We start from the raw sequence: 910 nt of genomic DNA on the forward strand, positions 1-910 counted from the left end.
CTCGATGGTTGAATAAAAATTTACTTGCTTACTTTTCATCTTTATTATAGGGGTGAAATTTAACAGGTTTGCCTGTGGCATCCTCTATATCCTTCTTTGCTTTTCGCTCTCTGCTGACAGGGGTACCATTCTTATTTTGCTTACCTACTTGATGGTACTCTATCACTTCACCAGTTTTTGGATCAACTTCTGCCTGATCTGCATATCTATATCCTTTTTCTCCTTCAGGTGTATTTATCTTTTTTTCTGGCTCGGCGATATTTCCGCGCTCCTCTATCTCTTTAGCTACATTTTCATTAACCTTTTGATGGTCTGGCCCTCCTTTTTTACCATTAGGATTAGGTACTTTCTTCTCAGGCTCTTGGTTTTCCAGGCTCTTGATTTTCAGGCTTAGGCTCTGAATCTCGCGTTCCCCACTCGTCTTCATATAAGATTTGTCCTATAGCTAGAGCAGCAACTGTTGATCCTACAATAGACCTATCATAACTATCTTGCGCTTCAACCATTGCCTCTTTATTAGCCTCTGCATCCATACTCGGAGCATTTGCAGGCTTTGCAGACAACATATATCCTAAGAATGCTAATCCACCAATAAGACATACTGGACAATCTCCATAAGGATCATTATATGAAACTGGATTATTATATCCGTACTGGTAAGGTGTCCAAGCTTCCTGAGGACTAGCATCTGCTAATGGATCACTCTGCACAAACCTTCCTATCTGGTAATCATATAACCTATATTTGGTCATATCCAAACTCAATTCAAGGTCGGTTATCCTTTCGGTGTTGAACTTTTTATCCCCCGTGCCTTGGTTGAACAAAAACCTGTTTTTCTTGGCACTAATCCTCTTAAAGCCCCCTGCCATCTCCATACCGTATGGATAATAATCACTGGTTTCCAGCACAT

2 protein-coding genes are annotated in these 910 nt (G+C 40.5%); both read right to left on the minus strand.

Annotated elements, in window-relative coordinates; genetic code table 11:
- Positions 1–28: 28 nt before the first annotated feature.
- On the minus strand, positions 29–427 hold the full coding sequence (locus E1163_RS00235) for a hypothetical protein (protein ID WP_155168530.1): 399 nt from the start codon (positions 425–427) through the stop codon (positions 29–31).
- A partial coding sequence (locus E1163_RS00240) for an RHS repeat domain-containing protein (RefSeq protein ID WP_281353068.1) occupies positions 354–910 on the minus strand: 557 nt, incomplete at its 5' end. The genes E1163_RS00235 and E1163_RS00240, both read right to left, overlap by 74 nt.

The organism is Fulvivirga kasyanovii (genome assembly GCF_009711405.1).
In the GTDB taxonomy this organism is placed as follows: Bacteria; Bacteroidota; Bacteroidia; order Cytophagales; family Cyclobacteriaceae; genus Fulvivirga; species Fulvivirga kasyanovii.